Source organism: Enterobacter sp. PL_is379, from assembly GCF_055817355.1.
The window spans coordinates 109,047-122,579 of record NZ_JBVPGT010000028.1; the positions used below are offsets into that span (position 1 = coordinate 109,047).

General features: G+C 53.5%; 16 protein-coding genes and 1 pseudogene. 8 read left to right on the plus strand and 9 right to left on the minus strand.

Features of this window, described 5'->3' with window-relative positions; genetic code table 11:
- Window positions 1–101 precede the first annotated feature (101 nt).
- The 3 genes from ynhH to lpp all read left to right on the plus strand — a co-directional run bounded on the left by ynhH (window position 102) and on the right by lpp (window position 2,271).
- Window positions 102–296 carry a protein YnhH gene (ynhH, locus tag AC0TOY_RS11310; RefSeq protein WP_418721936.1) on the plus strand — a complete coding sequence of 65 codons (195 nt, stop codon included), beginning with the start codon at window positions 102–104 and terminating at the stop codon, window positions 294–296.
- Between the two features lie 7 nt (window positions 297–303).
- Window positions 304–1,725 carry a pyruvate kinase PykF gene (pykF, locus tag AC0TOY_RS11315; RefSeq protein WP_024909386.1) on the plus strand — a complete coding sequence of 474 codons (1,422 nt, stop codon included), beginning with the start codon at window positions 304–306 and terminating at the stop codon, window positions 1,723–1,725.
- A gap of 309 nt (window positions 1,726–2,034) precedes the next feature.
- A complete protein-coding gene (lpp, locus tag AC0TOY_RS11320) occupies window positions 2,035–2,271 on the plus strand; it encodes a murein lipoprotein Lpp (protein ID WP_001082307.1) in 237 nt (78 codons plus the stop codon).
- A gap of 60 nt (window positions 2,272–2,331) precedes the next feature.
- Here the strand turns inward: lpp and ldtE are convergent, their stop codons facing one another.
- The 7 genes from ldtE to sufA form a co-directional block, all read right to left on the minus strand.
- On the minus strand, window positions 2,332–3,345 hold the full coding sequence (gene ldtE / locus AC0TOY_RS11325) for a L,D-transpeptidase LdtE (RefSeq protein ID WP_473721845.1): 1,014 nt from the start codon (window positions 3,343–3,345) through the stop codon (window positions 2,332–2,334).
- Between the two features lie 97 nt (window positions 3,346–3,442).
- Window positions 3,443–3,859 carry a cysteine desulfuration protein SufE gene (gene sufE, locus AC0TOY_RS11330; protein ID WP_148769565.1) on the minus strand — a complete coding sequence of 139 codons (417 nt, stop codon included), beginning with the start codon at window positions 3,857–3,859 and terminating at the stop codon, window positions 3,443–3,445.
- A 14-nt stretch (window positions 3,860–3,873) separates the two neighbouring features.
- A complete protein-coding gene (gene sufS, locus AC0TOY_RS11335) occupies window positions 3,874–5,094 on the minus strand; it encodes a cysteine desulfurase SufS (RefSeq protein WP_473721846.1) in 1,221 nt (406 codons plus the stop codon).
- A complete protein-coding gene (sufD, locus tag AC0TOY_RS11340; protein ID WP_473721847.1) occupies window positions 5,091–6,362 on the minus strand; it encodes a Fe-S cluster assembly protein SufD in 1,272 nt (423 codons plus the stop codon). The genes sufS and sufD overlap by 4 nt, the downstream gene beginning before the upstream one ends.
- On the minus strand, window positions 6,337–7,083 hold the full coding sequence (sufC, locus tag AC0TOY_RS11345; protein ID WP_024909391.1) for a Fe-S cluster assembly ATPase SufC: 747 nt from the start codon (window positions 7,081–7,083) through the stop codon (window positions 6,337–6,339). Before sufC ends, sufD begins: the two co-directional genes overlap by 26 nt.
- Window positions 7,084–7,092: 9 nt before the next feature.
- Entirely contained in the window at window positions 7,093–8,583 is a 1,491-nt protein-coding gene (gene sufB / locus AC0TOY_RS11350) for a Fe-S cluster assembly protein SufB (RefSeq protein ID WP_024909392.1), read from the minus strand.
- An 8-nt stretch (window positions 8,584–8,591) separates the two neighbouring features.
- Window positions 8,592–8,960: a Fe-S cluster assembly scaffold SufA gene (sufA, locus tag AC0TOY_RS11355; protein WP_473721848.1), complete on the minus strand. Its 369-nt coding sequence runs from the start codon at window positions 8,958–8,960 to the stop codon at window positions 8,592–8,594.
- Window positions 8,961–9,448: 488 nt separating this feature from the next.
- Here sufA and AC0TOY_RS11360 point away from each other — a divergent pair.
- The 3 genes and pseudogenes from AC0TOY_RS11360 to AC0TOY_RS11370 form a co-directional block, all read left to right on the plus strand.
- Window positions 9,449–9,568, plus strand: a pseudogene (locus tag AC0TOY_RS11360) (DUF2778 domain-containing protein); the annotation flags it as partial.
- Complete coding sequence (locus AC0TOY_RS11365; RefSeq protein WP_248164185.1) at window positions 9,540–9,809, plus strand: hypothetical protein; 270 nt, start codon at window positions 9,540–9,542, stop codon at window positions 9,807–9,809. The pseudogene AC0TOY_RS11360 and the gene AC0TOY_RS11365, both read left to right, overlap by 29 nt.
- A 1-nt stretch (window position 9,810) precedes the next feature.
- Entirely contained in the window at window positions 9,811–10,302 is a 492-nt protein-coding gene (locus AC0TOY_RS11370) for an Hcp family type VI secretion system effector (RefSeq protein WP_473721849.1), read from the plus strand.
- Window positions 10,303–10,486: 184 nt separating this feature from the next.
- On the opposite strand, the gene AC0TOY_RS11375 is transcribed toward AC0TOY_RS11370, so the two are convergent.
- Together AC0TOY_RS11375 and AC0TOY_RS11380 are read right to left on the minus strand one after the other, a co-directional pair.
- Window positions 10,487–11,215 carry a MerR family transcriptional regulator gene (locus AC0TOY_RS11375; RefSeq protein WP_032650989.1) on the minus strand — a complete coding sequence of 243 codons (729 nt, stop codon included), beginning with the start codon at window positions 11,213–11,215 and terminating at the stop codon, window positions 10,487–10,489.
- Window positions 11,216–11,400: 185 nt separating this feature from the next.
- Entirely contained in the window at window positions 11,401–12,624 is a 1,224-nt protein-coding gene (locus AC0TOY_RS11380; protein WP_473721850.1) for a diguanylate phosphodiesterase, read from the minus strand.
- 338 nt (window positions 12,625–12,962) lie between these two features.
- On the opposite strand from AC0TOY_RS11380, the gene ycgZ reads away from it, so the two are divergent.
- A complete protein-coding gene (gene ycgZ, locus AC0TOY_RS11385) occupies window positions 12,963–13,202 on the plus strand; it encodes a regulatory protein YcgZ (protein WP_024909397.1) in 240 nt (79 codons plus the stop codon).
- Between the two features lie 4 nt (window positions 13,203–13,206).
- On the plus strand, window positions 13,207–13,527 hold the full coding sequence (locus tag AC0TOY_RS11390) for a hypothetical protein (protein WP_024909398.1): 321 nt from the start codon (window positions 13,207–13,209) through the stop codon (window positions 13,525–13,527).
- The last annotated feature ends 6 nt before the right edge of the window (window positions 13,528–13,533 follow it).

The window sequence follows — 13,533 nt, forward strand, 5'->3', positions numbered from 1 at the left end:
AGAAACAGCACAGATTATTTCTGAAACACCGTTTCCATTTTCCTTTTATCTTAAAATCAGCGTATAATGCGCGCCAAATCCCTGGTGAATGGTTTCAGCGCTTGGAATACAAAAAACAACGTACAACTTCTCCACTCCTTCGTTGGGCTGTCACTCAGGCACACTTTCTTCTGCACGCTCATTTGATGTCTCCTATCCTTAGTGCGTGTCATATACTCTTTTGCAACACAGGTTTGACTCCGCGGCGGTGCGCCCCCGGAGCGAGATTTCCATATCCTTCCCAACTTAAAGACTAAGACTGTCATGAAAAAGACGAAAATTGTTTGTACTATCGGCCCGAAAACCGAATCTGAAGAGATGCTGACCAAAATGCTGGACGCCGGCATGAACGTGATGCGTCTGAACTTCTCCCACGGTGATTATGCAGAACACGGTCAGCGTATCCAGAACTTGCGCAACGTAATGAGCAAGACCGGTAAAAAAGCCGCGATCCTGCTGGATACCAAAGGTCCAGAAATCCGTACCATCAAACTGGAAGGCGGTAACGACGTCTCTCTGAAAGCGGGCCAGACCTTCACCTTCACCACCGACAAAACTGTTGTCGGCAACAGCGAAATCGTTGCAGTGACCTACGAAGGCTTCACCAGCGATCTGTCCGTCGGTAACACCGTGCTGGTAGACGATGGTCTGATCGGTATGGAAGTCACCGCGATCGAAGGTAACAAGGTTATCTGTAAAGTGCTGAACAACGGCGACCTGGGCGAAAACAAAGGCGTTAACCTGCCGGGCGTTTCCATCGCGCTGCCAGCACTGGCTGAAAAAGACAAACAGGACCTGATTTTCGGTTGCGAGCAAGGCGTTGACTTCGTTGCTGCCTCCTTCATCCGTAAGCGCTCCGACGTGGTTGAAATTCGTGAGCACCTGAAAGCCCACGGCGGCGAGAAGATCCAGATCATCTCCAAAATTGAAAACCAGGAAGGCCTGAACAACTTCGACGAAATCCTCGAAGCGTCTGACGGCATCATGGTTGCACGTGGCGACCTGGGCGTAGAAATCCCGGTCGAAGAAGTGATCTTCGCGCAGAAGATGATGATCGAGAAATGCGTGCGCGCGCGTAAAGTGGTTATCACCGCAACGCAGATGCTGGACTCCATGATCAAAAACCCACGCCCAACCCGCGCAGAAGCAGGCGACGTGGCAAACGCCATCCTCGACGGTACTGATGCCGTTATGCTGTCAGGCGAATCCGCGAAAGGTAAATATCCGCTGGAAGCGGTGTCCATCATGGCCACCATCTGCGAACGTACCGACCGCGTTATGAAAAGCCGTCTGGACTACAACAACGACAGCCGCAAGCTGCGCATCACCGAAGCAGTATGCCGCGGTGCAGTAGAAACGGCTGAGAAACTGGAAGCGCCACTGATCGTGGTTGCCACCCAGGGCGGTAAATCTGCTCGCGCGGTGCGTAAATACTTCCCGGATGCGACTATCCTGGCGCTGACCACTAACGAAACCACTGCCCGTCAGCTGGTGCTGAGCAAAGGCGTGATCCCTCACCTGGTGAAAGAGATCGCGTCTACGGATGATTTCTACCGTCTGGGTAAAGAAGTGGCGCTGGAGCTGGTTGATCGTGGTCTGGCACAGAAAGGTGACGTTGTGGTCATGGTTTCTGGTGCGCTGGTACCAAGCGGCACCACCAATACCGCATCTGTTCACGTGCTGTAATAATTCCCGAACGAATTAATTTTGATAAAAAGCGCCCGCCGGGCGCTTTTTTTATTCCTCGCATTAGCCAAAGTCATTCAAATTGCAAATCGGGTTTTTCTATTTAATTGCGAATTATCTAAGATGAATCCGATGATAAATGCCTTTTTTTACTTAGATTTTTGCCTGAAAAGGGCTGATTCGATGCTTCTTTGAGCGAACGATCAAAAATAGGTGTATTCCCATCAAAAAAATATTCTCAACCCAAAAAACTTTGTGTAATACTTGTAACGCTACATGGAGATTAACTCAATCTAGAGGGTATTAATAATGAATCGTACTAAACTGGTACTGGGCGCGGTAATCCTGGGTTCTACTCTGCTGGCTGGTTGCTCCAGCAACGCTAAAATCGATCAGCTGTCTTCTGACGTTCAGACTCTGAACGCTAAAGTTGACCAGCTGAGCAACGACGTGAACGCAATGCGTTCCGACGTTCAGGCTGCTAAAGACGACGCAGCTCGCGCTAACCAGCGTCTGGACAACCAGGCTACTAAATACCGTAAGTAATAGTACCTGTTAATAAAATGGCGCACATTGTGCGCCATTTTTTTTGCCTGCGTCAAACCACTACTGCGTCACCTTCTCCCCTTCATCTTCCGCTACCGCTGCGGACACCCGACTGTTCTGCACCGACAACACGCTATTGCTGGCTGACGGGCCGCTGCCTGACGACACGATAACCGGGATCCCGGCGCGGCGTGACAGGGCTTTATCAATCAGCGCCTTATCGCTTCCCGCCTGAGAAACAAAGGTCGCAAAGTCTGCGGAATGGGTAATGGGCGAGACCTGCGGGTTTTCTCCCTCAGCCTGCGCCAGCGGGCGGTGGACTTCAATAAAGCGTTTACCATCCGGCTCCACAGAGAACTTAACAGGTTCATTGATGATCTGTACCCGCGTGCCCACCCGCACCTGTTCGAACAGGGCTTTGATGTCCGGGGCATTCATCCGCATACAGCCGGAGCTGACCCGCAGGCCGACGCTGTCCGGTGCGCTGGTGCCGTGGATGAGATATTCCCCATTGCCCACGCCTAAACGCAGTGCGAAGCGTCCCAGGGGGTTATTGGGCCCGGCAGGCACCACCGGAGGTAATTTAATTCCCTGCTCCAGAGAACGTGCTCTGATGCCCGGTGTGGGTGTCCAGGTAGGATTCGGGATTTTCTGGCTCACGCGCGTGGTCGTGACCGGCGTTTCCAGCCCCAGCTGTCCGATGCCGAGCGGGAAGACCTGAACGATGTTTTCTCCCGGCGGGAAGTAGTAGAGCCGAAGCTCTGCGAGGTTCACCACAATGCCCTCGCGCGGCGTGTCCGGCAGCAGCATCTGCGAAGGGATGGTAATCACGGTTCCCGGCGCAGGGTTTACCGGCGCAATGGTATTGTTCGTTTCCAGGATCACCTGCGCCGCCGTATTAAACCGGCGGGCGATGGTCTGCAGCTTATTATCCCCTTCCTGTATCGTGTAGGTTTGATTTTGCCCAATCAGGCGACTGCCTGCGGGCGGCAACGGATAGTCCATCGCGCGGGCCGAATTAAGGGCGCCGAGCGAACTGAGGAGTAATAGAGTTATTAGAGACGCGCGCTTCATGCTGAGATTCCTTATTCACTGACAGAACGCCAGAAAGCTGAAAAACCAGCGAGGCGGGAACCACCTCGCGAAACAGAATGAATGCTGTTCTGTAAGTCTAGCTAAGGATTGCAGCTTTGGCGCGGATGGCGCGAATCATCGCTTCCAGTCCCTGGGAACGAGACGGGGTGAGGTGTTGGGTCAGAGCCATTTTTTCAAACCACGGGCGGACATCAAACGCGACAATATCCTGCGCCGACATCCGGTGATAAAGAATAAAGACGACCGCAATAAGCCCTTTTACAATGGCCGCATCGCTGTCGCCGTGCAGTTCGACAGTGCCGTCATCCGACTGCGCCATCACAATCCACACCTGGCTCTGACAGCCCTGAATAGTGTTCTCCGGGGTATGCGCCTCTTCGCTGAGCGGCGGCAAGCGCTGTCCCAGCTCAATGATATAGAGATACTTCTCTTCCCAGTTTGCGCAACGCGAGAAGTTACGCAGCAGTTTATCTTTGTCCGGCAGTTCCGCCATCTTTCGCCTCTCCGTTAGCCCAGCAGCTGATGAATGCGCTTAAGCCCCGCCACCAGCCTGTCGACCTCTTCCGTTGTGTTGTACATCACCAGCGACGCGCGGCACATTGCCGGTACCTGGTAAAACGCCATTAGCGGCATGGCGCAGTGGTGCCCGGTACGGACCGCCACGCCGTAGTTATCGAGGAAACTGCCCACGTCATAGGCGTGATGTTTCCCGAGATTGAACGCGATCACCCCTTGCCGGTCGGCAGGCCCGTAGAGGGTCAGATCCGGCACGCTGGCAAGCTCCGCAAGCGCATAGTGCATCAGCAGCTGTTCGTACTCCTGAATGCTATCAAGGCCGATTGAGGAGACATAAGAAATCGCCGCTCCTAAACCGATAATCCCACCGGTATTGGGCGTGCCCGCCTCAAAACGCCACGGCGCGCGCGCATAGGTGGTGCCTTCCGTCAGGCTGACGGTGGCGATCATCGACCCGCCCCCTTCCCACGGCGGCATCGCCTGCAGGATCTCTTCTTTCACATACAGCACGCCAATCCCGGTCGGCCCGTAGAGCTTGTGGCCTGAAAAGACGTAGAAATCGCAGTCCAGCGCCTGGACGTCAACCGCGTGATGCATCACCGCCTGGGCACCGTCAATCAGCACCTTTGCACCTGCCTGATGGGCCTTTTCGACGATATCTGCCACCGGGTTTTCCGTCCCCAGCACGTTGGAGACCTGGGTGACCGCCACCAGCCGCGTTTTATCGTCAAGCAATGCGTCTAGCTGCTCGAGCTGCAGCGTCCCGTCGGCATTTAACGGGATCACCCGCAGTTGCGCACCCACGCGCTCGCAGAACATCTGCCACGGCACGATATTGGCGTGGTGCTCCATCTGGGTGATGATGATGTTATCCCCCGCGTGAACCTGAGCGTTGCCCCAGCTGTTAGCGACAAGGTTAATCCCTTCGGTGGTTCCGCGCACGAAGACCAGTTCTTCCGGCGAGCGGGCGTTAAGGAAGGCGGCCAGCTGCGTACGCACGTTTTCCATTCGCTGGGTCGCCTCGGCGCTCAGGGTATGAATACCGCGATGCACGGCGGCATAGCCGTGGCGATAAAACTCGGCTTCCGCATCCACCACCTGATTCGGCTTCTGTGCGCTGGCCGCGCTGTCCAGATAGGCCAGCGGCAGACCGTTTACTTCACGGGTCAGAACCGGGAAATCTGCCCGTACTTTCTCGACGGGAAAACTCATGCTTCGCCTCCAGGCAGGCGCTGACCGATCCGATCCAGCACCTGCAGTTTTAACTGACCATCGTGCAGCGCTTCCGTCAGTTCGGCGGCAAACGCGTAGATAATCATTTTCTGCGCCGCCTGCTGGTCGATGCCGCGCGAGCGCAGGTAGAACATCTGCTCGTCGTCGATTCGCCCGACCGTCGCACCGTGGCTGCATTTGACGTCGTCGGCGTAGATCTCCAGCTGCGGTTTAGTGTCCACTTCCGCAAGGCGGCCTAACAGCAGATTATTGTTGGTCATCTGCCCGTCGGTTTTAATGGCGTGCTGCGCCACGTTAATCAGTCCGTTAAACACCGCGCGGCCTTTATCACTGACGATGGTTTTGTGCAGCTGGCGGCTGTTGCAGTAGCCCTTGTTGTGCTCCAGCCAGGTGCGCGTGTCGCACACTTCCGATTTAACCGGCATCGCCAGGCTGTTGATGCGCAGCGTGGTGTTTTCACCGTTAAGCTGCGTGCTGGTGTTGTGGCGCAGCACCGCCCCGCCGAGCAGGAAGCTGTGGCTGTACGCCGCGGCATCCTGGCCAAGGACAATGTCGTTATGGGCAAAGTGGTGGCTCTGCGCATTCTCAAACGCCAGCTTGACATGATGAAGCTGCGCATTCGCGGCAACATTCATCGTCAGACGCGATCCGGTAAAGTGACGCGTCTCATTGAGGCTGACGTAATGTTCGATGACCGTGGCCTCCGCCCCCTCCGCCAGCTCCAGATGGTGGCGATAGTGCGCGGTATTGATTTCATCGCCGTTCAGCCCCTGAGTAATGTGCATTAGCAGCAGCGGTTTTGCCGGACGCTGGTTACGCTTCACGCGGATGTGCGTCACGCTGCGGGCCAGACTCTCGGTCAGGTGCAGGAAGACCTCAGGCTGAACCGGGGCGCTCAGGCGCTGGCGATCGTCGTTTATCTCAATCTCAAAGCCGCTCTCCTGAACCGTGTCGCTCAGTTCCGGACGAAACTGACCGTCGACGAACACCAGGCGCAGGGCATCGACACGCAAGGCCAGCGCGTCGCGCTGTACTGGGGTGAGATCCGCCTGGCGGGTCACAAACTCGGCGTTCAGAAGGCCATCAAGCGGGGTGTATTTCCAGTTCTCCTGCTTACGCGTCGGCAACCCGAGACGCAGCATTTGCTGGAGATGCTGCTGCGCCTGCTCGGAGCGCGTGCCCCCCTGGGCTTCAAACAGCCGGTGCCACTGCTGGAGCGCATTACTGCTGTTCGGTAAGCCAGCCATAGCCCTGCTCCTCCAGTTGTTTAACCAGCGTGAAATCACCGGATTTCACAATACGTCCCTGGTAAAGCACGTGGACGTAATCCGGCTTGATGTAGTCCAGTATGCGCTGGTAGTGGGTGACAATAATGAACGAGCGCTTGCCGTCGCGCAGGGAGTTCACCCCGTCAGCGACAATCTTCAGGGCGTCGATATCCAGACCGGAGTCGGTCTCATCCAGAATGCACAGCTCGGGTTCCAGAACCGCCATCTGCAGAATATCGTTACGCTTTTTCTCACCGCCGGAAAAACCAACGTTCACCGAGCGGGTCAGCAGATCTTCCGGCATTTTCAGCAGCCTGATCTTCTCTTCCATCAGATCCTGGAAGTCGAAGCGGTCCAGCGCCTCCAGCCCGCGATACTTGCGCACCGCATTCAGCGCCGTCTGCAGGAAGAACTGGTTGCTGACGCCCGGAATTTCGACCGGGTACTGGAAGGCCATAAAGATGCCCTCGCCCGCACGGTCTTCCGGCGACATCTCCAGCAGATCTTTGCCGTTAAACTCGACCGATCCGTGGGTCACCTCATAATCTTCGCGCCCCGCCAGCGTCGCAGAAAGCGTACTTTTCCCGGAACCGTTCGGCCCCATGATGGCGTGGACTTCCCCCGGCTTGACGTCAAAATTGAGGCCACGCAGGATGGCTTTGTCTTCTACGCTGACCTGCAAATCTTTAATACTTAACATGTGCTTTCCTTAACCGACGCTGTGTTCAAGACTAATGGCGAGGAGTTTCTGGGCTTCAACGGCAAATTCCAGCGGCAGTTCAGAGAACACATCCTTACAGAAGCCGTTAACGATCATCGAGATGGCGTCTTCTTCGCTGATCCCGCGCTGCAGGCAGTAGAAGAGCTGATCTTCCCCTATCCGTGACGTGGTCGCCTCGTGCTCCAACTGGGCCGTGTTATTACGGCATTCGACGTACGGGAAGGTATGCGCCCCGCAATCTGCGCCAATCAGCATCGAGTCACACTGGGTGAAGTTTCGCGCATTGGTGGCCGTCGGCATGATTTTCACCAGCCCGCGATAGCTGTTCTGGCTGTGACCGGCGGAGATGCCTTTCGAGATAATGGTCGATTTGGTGTTTTTACCAATGTGGATCATCTTGGTGCCGGTATCCGCCTGCTGATGGCCGCTGGTGAGCGCCACCGAGTAAAACTCGCCGATGGAGTTATCCCCGCGCAGAATGCAGCTCGGGTATTTCCAGGTGATGGCCGAGCCGGTTTCGGACTGGGTCCACGACATCTTGCTGTTTTCGCCTTCACAGAGCGCGCGCTTGGTGACGAAATTCAGAATACCGCCGGTATTGCCGTCGCCCGGAAACCAGTTTTGCACCGTGGAGTATTTCACCTCGGCATCTTTGTGGATGATGACCTCCACCACCGCCGCGTGCAGCTGGTAGCTGTCGCGGACCGGGGCGGAGCACCCTTCTATATAGCTGACGTAGCTGCCTTCATCTGCGACCAGAATCGTGCGTTCGAACTGGCCGGTTTTTTCGGCATTGATGCGGAAATAGGTGGAAAGCTCCATCGGACAGCGCACGCCTTTCGGCACGTAGATAAAGGTGCCGTCCGAGGCTACCGCCGCGTTGAGCGCCGCAAAGAAGTTATCGTTTGAAGGCACTACGGTCCCAATGTACTTTTTCACCAGTTCCGGATGATCGTGAATCGCTTCGCCGAAGGAGCAGAAAATGATCCCCTGCTCTGCCAGCTTCTCGCGGTAGGTGGTCGCCACCGAGACGGAGTCGAAAATGGCGTCCACCGCCACCTCTTTCCCTTCGCGCACGGGCACGCCCAGCTGATTAAAGGCTTCTTCCACCTCTTTGCTGAGGAAACTGTTCTCCGCGCCGGTTTGCTGCACCGCGCCGGGCTGCGAGGCGCAGGTGTCGTCACAGCTGCCGCAGGACGGCGCGGAGTAGTAGCTGTAATCCTGATAGTTCAGCTTGTCATAATGCGCTTTCAGCCAGTGCGGCTCTTCCATTTCCAGCCAGGCGCGGAAGGCGCTCAGGCGAAACTCCAGCATCCACTCCGGCTCGTTACGTTTCGCAGAGATCGCCCGCACGACATCTTCATTGATGCCTTTTGCCAGCTCATCGGTCTGCAGCTGGGTGAAGAACCCCTCTTTATAGTTGAGGTGCCCACCGCTCCAGGTATTTACTTCACTCGTTGCTTCAGTATTACGAGACATAGTTCCGCCTATACCCCAAAGCTTTCGCCGCAGCCGCATTCGTTCTGGGCTTTCGGGTTATGAAATTTGAATAACTGGTTTAAGCCTTCGCGGACGTAGTCCACTTCGGTGCCGTCAATAAACGGCATGGCCTGCAGCGCGACGTACAGTTTCGCGCCGTCGGTCTCGAATACCAGGTCATCTTTCTCGGGGTCGGTGACGGTATCGAGCACGTAGCCAAAACCCGCGCAGCCGGTCTGTTTGACGCCTAAACGCACGCCGAGGATCTCGGGCTTTTTCGCCACCAGCTCGTGAATATGTGCCGCCGCCGCTGGCGTGAGCGTTAACCCGCGCCAGGCAAAATCGGCTGGATTAAAGGTTTCTGAATGCAGTTCCATAGGTCCACCTCATCTGATAAGCCATCAGGGCATAACACCATGTTAGTGATAACGATTATCACTTCAACCCTCTGTCAGCAGGGGCATTCGGTTAAACCGCCCTTTTTGCCTACTTTTATTAAGCATAGACCCTGTGGCAGGATGCAGGCAGGATGGATTTAATTGTTCAATGCATTGATTAATAATGCATTTCGTTGTGTCATTTTTGACGGAGAGGAGAAAAGTAAAATATGCATCGGAAATGCCTATTTTTGAGATAGCCTCTTTGATTGTCGTGAACTCAGTCTAACAGATGCGATTTGGCGCACTAAAAGAAGGCCAGGGCTTCAGGTGCCCGGCCAGCAAGCGCTCCTCAGCAGTAGACAACCTGTTGATGCGAGTCTTTTTCTGAAAATCATACGCACACTCTGGAACACATGATTAATCACTGTAGCATTAACCACACTCTTGCAAAGGAAGTAAGGTGGCATATGGCGTTACAGGGGATGATGATTCATAACGCGCTAATGAGTACATCGCTTATTCAGATTCCATGCATGCAGTCACTCATGGCGCGAGGATGGGTGGAGGTAGTAGCGGGTGGCTACATTAAAAAACCTTGCTCGTAGGGCAAGTAAAATTATTTACTTTCTCATTTTATTACTCGCTCTTGGTCATATGCTACCAGGCCCGGAGTTATATATTAACTATGATGTTGCCAGAACAACAGCAATCATTATCGTCGGAAATGAAAATGCAGAATCAATGTATGATGCCTATTCACTTATTGACTGGCTTACAATGCTAATTATCGCTACCCCTCTCTATATTTTAACAATGAAGTTAATCAAAAAATTAAGGAGACAATAAAATGCCTATACCTCCCTATATGTGGCTTAAAGACGATGGCGGTGCAGATATCAAAGGATCTGTTGATGTGCAAGATCGTGAAGGTAGCATTGAAATTATCGGTCTGAGCCACGGTATAAATTTACCCGTTGACAGCACAAACGGCAAAATCACCGGCACCCGCCAGCACTCATCCATGATGATCGAGAAAGAAGTTGATAGCTCTACGCCATATCTTTACAAGGCTGCAGCAACTGGGCAGACGCTGAAAAGCGCAGAAATAAGGTTTTATCACATCAATGATGCAGGTCAGGAGGTTTGCTACTACACCGTTCTTATGGAGGATGTGAAATTAACTGGCGTCCACTGCAGCGTTCCAAATGTTAAGCTGGCGGGGAACGATAAAATGAATCACATAGAAAGTGTCAGCATTCAATATGAAAAAATCAACTGGAGAATTCTTGACGGTAATATTCAATTTTCAGATGCATGGAATGAGCGCCATACTCGCTGAGTATTAATAAGGGGACACCGTCCCCTATTGAACAAGTTGCCGACAGCAAAGCCCCCAGAAAAAAGCAGATGCCGTTTAAAATTAGCCGGGTAAATCTCATCCGCAGGAATAATGCCTATTCTTAAGATAGCTTTTTGCAAGGAAAGTGACAAAGACAAAAAAAGGCCCTCAAGGCCTCTTACACTCAGTGATGAAATGAGACAGCAAACCCCTGCTCACGCCAGTGGTCAAGCTGTTCCTGCTGGCGAGGCGTTGGGGATTTCCCCGTCCAGACAAAGATTTTTTGCCCCGGGAAGAGTTCAGGACGCGGCGAGTCAATGGGCTCTGCCAGCACGTCAATGTGCCAGCCCTTTTGCGACAGGCGCGCGGCTTCCAGCCACAGGTGGGTGCGATCATCACATTCCCAGCCAATCAGGAGCGCGTCTTTTCCGGCTTTTTTGCGGGACTCCGCCAGGCTTGCAATCGCAAATTCGATCAGTACGCCGTCAAACAGGCTCGCCATGTGACGCACGGTATTTTGATCCTGGTTCATACGCTGACGGACGGGAGAGATAATATTGTCAATCAGCGCATCCATCGCGTGATCGCGGCGGAATTCACCTATTTTGGCCCGCAGCTTTGCAGGACTGGCGTAGCGCAGAACGGTCATCATCTCTTCCTGGAACGAGACCCAGTTGCCCTGCGTCAGCACTTCCTTGTTTTCCAGCAAGGCTTTAACTTTTCCGACCGAAACGCCGCTTTTCATCAGGCGTTTGATCTCTTCAATGCGCAGGATATCTTCATCGTCAAACTGACGATGGCCCCCTTCGCTGCGCTGCGGCTTCAATAATCCATAACGGCGCTGCCAGGCACGCAGCGTAACGGGGTTGATACCGCATCGTTCGGCCACTTCGCCGATACTGTAATAGGCCATTAACTCCCTCACGCTCAGAACTTCCATACCTAACTGCACCAACCTTATCAGATTGTACACATCATTTGTATAACTAAGACCGCATTTTGAACGGGCGAACGGGGTTCTTTTCCATCCACCTGTTAATACATTGTTGTATAAAATTTGCCGTTCGTACAGTTAAGTCTGCCGGATTGTGTACAGCTTTATCCGAAGTCGAACTTTTTCTCCGGCCACGCAATCGCGGGAATACCCCCGTGTCGTGGGCTGGCAAAAAGATGTCCCTGGAACTGGGAAATCCCCGCGGACTCCAGCCACATCCACTCTTCCGCCTTCTCTACGCCCACCGCGCAGAACTGGATCTCAAGCGAGGAACAGCATTTGATAATCGCCTGAATAATGGCCTGACGAGGGCCACTTTTATGCACGTTCGCGACCAAATCGCGATTAATCTTAATTCTGTCCGGCTGGAACTGGGCCAGCAGCTGCAGCCCGGCAAAACCGGCACCAAAGTGATCAATCGTCACGCTGATACCCGCGCTTTTTAGCTGCCTGACCGAATCCGTGAATTCATCGAAACGAGATATAGCTTCGCTCTCGGTAAACTCCACCACGATTTGTTCGGGTACAAACCCATTTGCCTCAATCGCGGTGAGCAGGAAATCCACGGCGTTGGGAATGTTGACCAGCGTCATGGGCAGCAGGTTCAGGGATAACGTCTGGTCCTGTAGCCCCAGCGCGCTGGCCATAGAAAGTGCCACCTGCTTGCTTTGCAAATCTGACGTGTACACTTCGTCATGCGGGCGGCTGGCGAAATATGCCCCCGGCGAGTCACCGTCAGGAGTGCGCAGAAGCGCCTCCCAGGAGACGACCTGCTGCATAAACGGGTCGACTATCGGCTGGAACGCAAAGCTGCAATCCGCCCCTTTCGCGACCACCTCAGGCTGCGCGGACAGGCGCGTTTCTTCGCGAACGAATTCCCAGGAATCCGCAGGCGGCAGTTCAAAATAGTTCGCTTTTTCCGTGGCCTCAACAAAGGTGCGGAAAAACTGCAGCGGGCGGTCGTTATAGGTCAACTGGTAGCGTGTCGTCCCCTTATTGAGCACCTGTTGCAGCACCTCGTCCCTGTCGAAGTGGCGTAAGTCAAAAAGCTCCATGCCCACGTTGCCAAAACGCCGGACAGGGCCGTGATCGCGCATTAACTCGACCACGTTATGGTGGCGCGGGTCGTTGCAGATCTGCTCATAGATAGCAGAAACCTGCTCCACCGGCCCTTCAAGCAATTGAAAAAAGTGTGTGCCGTTAAACAGCAAGATCCCCGTGACATTGGATTGCCGATTTTTACGATTTGCAGCAGCGACCATTGATTCCAGCGCTTTCACCGGAACGTCCTCGCAGATATGACTGCGGTAAATGATGGTTGTGAGCATGCTTTTCCTGGGGTTAGGGTTTTGGCCACAGTAGACGTGGGTAATTTTTACTTATAGCACATTAATTGCCTGACAAATAATTTACATCTCAATCATTTACGGCAGTTGATGGGACCGTTCTTCTCGATTGTATAACTTACCAGCGCCCGACCTTTTTGTACAATATATCCTGTCACATTACCGATTCATGACAAGCCAGTAACACAATGAAAATAAAGTAATTTATAAAATATATCATAAAAACATTAAAAATCTGTACATTTTATATGTACAGATTTAGGAATTGTGTATACCTTAATTGTAACGTTAGTGATTACAAAATTTTACAGGAGCGAAACATGCAGCAGAAAGGTTACGCCACAGATTCCGCAGCAGCAATCGCACAGTACTTCGAAAAAGCCGCGCTCCCTACCCAGCAGGAGACGCTGGGCCAGGTGGTTGTAGAAATTCTCAGCGACGGGCGAAACCTAAATCGCAAATCGCTCTGTACCAAACTGCTCAGCCGCCTCGAAAAGGCCGATGGCCCGGAAGAGGAAGAGCATTACCACATGCTGCTTGGTCTGCTCTTCGAACGGTAACGTGATGAATAGCAGTGACGCAGACCGACTGATCGACACGCTTATCGGTGAAGCCGTTCTTTCTCTTCTGAAAGAGCGGGGGCCAGTGACAACCGAAGGATTGCTGCAGCGTCTGCGGGTAATGAAAGAGCATGAAAAGGATCCCCAGCGGCGGGAGACACTTGCGGTGGTGATTGCCGAGATCGGCTCAAACAGCATCGCCTTTACACGTCGCAGAACCGCGCAAGGACGAACGAACAGAGAGGGACCTCTCAACGATAACCGAGACAATGTAGTGCCGTTATTTGGAAGTGGAAAACCGTCCGACCCCAAAAAAATACATTGACTGCAA

Excerpts from the sequence above, each read along its gene's own strand:
- pykF (WP_024909386.1), top strand. The coding sequence starts at position 304 with ATGAAAAAGACGAAAATTGTTTGTACTATCGGCCCGAAAACCGAATCT.
- lpp (WP_001082307.1), top strand. The coding sequence starts at position 2,035 with ATGAATCGTACTAAACTGGTACTGGGCGCGGTAATCCTGGGTTCTACT.
- ldtE (WP_473721845.1), bottom strand. The coding sequence starts at position 3,345 with ATGAAGCGCGCGTCTCTAATAACTCTATTACTCCTCAGTTCGCTCGGC.
- sufE (WP_148769565.1), bottom strand. The coding sequence starts at position 3,859 with ATGGCGGAACTGCCGGACAAAGATAAACTGCTGCGTAACTTCTCGCGT.
- sufS (WP_473721846.1), bottom strand. The coding sequence starts at position 5,094 with ATGAGTTTTCCCGTCGAGAAAGTACGGGCAGATTTCCCGGTTCTGACC.
- sufD (WP_473721847.1), bottom strand. The coding sequence starts at position 6,362 with ATGGCTGGCTTACCGAACAGCAGTAATGCGCTCCAGCAGTGGCACCGG.
- sufC (WP_024909391.1), bottom strand. The coding sequence starts at position 7,083 with ATGTTAAGTATTAAAGATTTGCAGGTCAGCGTAGAAGACAAAGCCATC.
- sufB (WP_024909392.1), bottom strand. The coding sequence starts at position 8,583 with ATGTCTCGTAATACTGAAGCAACGAGTGAAGTAAATACCTGGAGCGGT.
- sufA (WP_473721848.1), bottom strand. The coding sequence starts at position 8,960 with ATGGAACTGCATTCAGAAACCTTTAATCCAGCCGATTTTGCCTGGCGC.
- AC0TOY_RS11370 (WP_473721849.1), top strand. The coding sequence starts at position 9,811 with ATGCCTATACCTCCCTATATGTGGCTTAAAGACGATGGCGGTGCAGAT.
- AC0TOY_RS11375 (WP_032650989.1), bottom strand. The coding sequence starts at position 11,215 with ATGGCCTATTACAGTATCGGCGAAGTGGCCGAACGATGCGGTATCAAC.
- AC0TOY_RS11380 (WP_473721850.1), bottom strand. The coding sequence starts at position 12,624 with ATGCTCACAACCATCATTTACCGCAGTCATATCTGCGAGGACGTTCCG.
- ycgZ (WP_024909397.1), top strand. The coding sequence starts at position 12,963 with ATGCAGCAGAAAGGTTACGCCACAGATTCCGCAGCAGCAATCGCACAG.
- AC0TOY_RS11390 (WP_024909398.1), top strand. The coding sequence starts at position 13,207 with ATGAATAGCAGTGACGCAGACCGACTGATCGACACGCTTATCGGTGAA.